Origin of the sequence: Acinetobacter sp. YH12227, from assembly GCF_013417785.1 — a bacterium.
GTDB lineage: Bacteria > Pseudomonadota > Gammaproteobacteria > Pseudomonadales > Moraxellaceae > Acinetobacter > Acinetobacter gandensis.
The window spans coordinates 1-1,319 of sequence record NZ_VPDH01000174.1 but is presented as its reverse complement, the minus strand read 5'-3'; the positions used below and the strand labels follow the sequence as shown (position 1 = coordinate 1,319).

General features: G+C 44.8%; 1 protein-coding gene and 1 pseudogene. One reads left to right on the top strand and one right to left on the bottom strand.

Annotation, left to right across the window (positions count from 1 at the left end; translation table 11 throughout):
- Positions 1 to 199, bottom strand: a pseudogene (locus FTV09_RS18215) (hypothetical protein); the annotation flags it as partial.
- Positions 200 to 328: 129 nt separating this feature from the next.
- Between FTV09_RS18215 and FTV09_RS17745 the strand changes: the two are divergent.
- Complete coding sequence (locus tag FTV09_RS17745; RefSeq protein ID WP_000018326.1) at positions 329 to 1,144, top strand: aminoglycoside O-phosphotransferase APH(3')-Ia; 816 nt, start codon at positions 329 to 331, stop codon at positions 1,142 to 1,144.
- Positions 1,145 to 1,319: the final 175 nt, after the last annotated feature.

The following is a 1,319-nucleotide window of genomic DNA, read 5'->3' as shown; positions in this document are numbered from 1 at the left end:
GGCCAGGCCTCAGCATTTTATTATGGTGATCCCCTGGGCGAAATGCGCCTGGTAAGCAGAGTTTTTGAAATGTAAGGCCTTTGAATAAGACAAAAGGCTGCCTCATCGCTAACTTTGCAACAGTGCCGTATTTGCAGTACCAGCGTACGGCCCACAGAATGATGTCACGCTGAAAATGCCGGCCTTTGAATGGGTTCATGTGCAGCTCCATCAGCAAAAGGGGATGATAAGTTTATCACCACCGACTATTTGCAACAGTGCCGATAAAAATATATCATCATGAACAATAAAACTGTCTGCTTACATAAACAGTAATACAAGGGGTGTTATGAGCCATATTCAACGGGAAACGTCTTGCTCGAGGCCGCGATTAAATTCCAACCTGGATGCTGATTTATATGGGTATAGATGGGCTCGCGATAATGTCGGGCAATCAGGTGCGACAATCTATCGATTGTATGGGAAGCCCAATGCGCCAGAGTTGTTTCTGAAACATGGCAAAGGTAGCGTTGCCAATGATGTTACAGATGAGATGGTCAGACTAAACTGGCTGACGGCATTTATGCCTCTTCCGACCATCAAGCATTTTATCCGTACTCCTGATGATGCATGGTTACTCACCACTGCGATCCCCGGGAAAACAGCATTCCAGGTATTAGAAGAATATCCTGATTCAGGTGAAAATATTGTTGATGCGCTGGCAGTGTTCCTGCGCCGGTTGCATTCGATTCCTGTTTGTAATTGTCCTTTTAACAGCGATCGCGTATTTCGTCTCGCTCAGGCGCAATCACGAATGAATAACGGTTTGGTTGATGCTAGTGATTTTGATGACGAGCGTAATGGCTGGCCTGTTGAACAAGTCTGGAAAGAAATGCATAAGCTTTTGCCATTCTCACCGGATTCAGTCGTCACTCATGGTGATTTCTCACTTGATAACCTTATTTTTGACGAGGGGAAATTAATAGGTTGTATTGATGTTGGACGAGTCGGAATCGCAGACCGATACCAGGATCTTGCCATCCTATGGAACTGCCTCGGTGAGTTTTCTCCTTCATTACAGAAACGGCTTTTTCAAAAATATGGTATTGATAATCCTGATATGAATAAATTGCAGTTTCATTTGATGCTCGATGAGTTTTTCTGATAGTTAGTCTTTGTAGAGACACAAACCTGAAATTCCGGACACCGCGCTTGGCACTGTTGCAAATAGTCGGTGGTGATAAACTTATCATCCCCTTTTGCTGATGGAGCTGCACATGAACCCATTCAAAGGCCGGCATTTTCAGCGTGACATCATTCTGTGGGCCGTACGCTGGTAC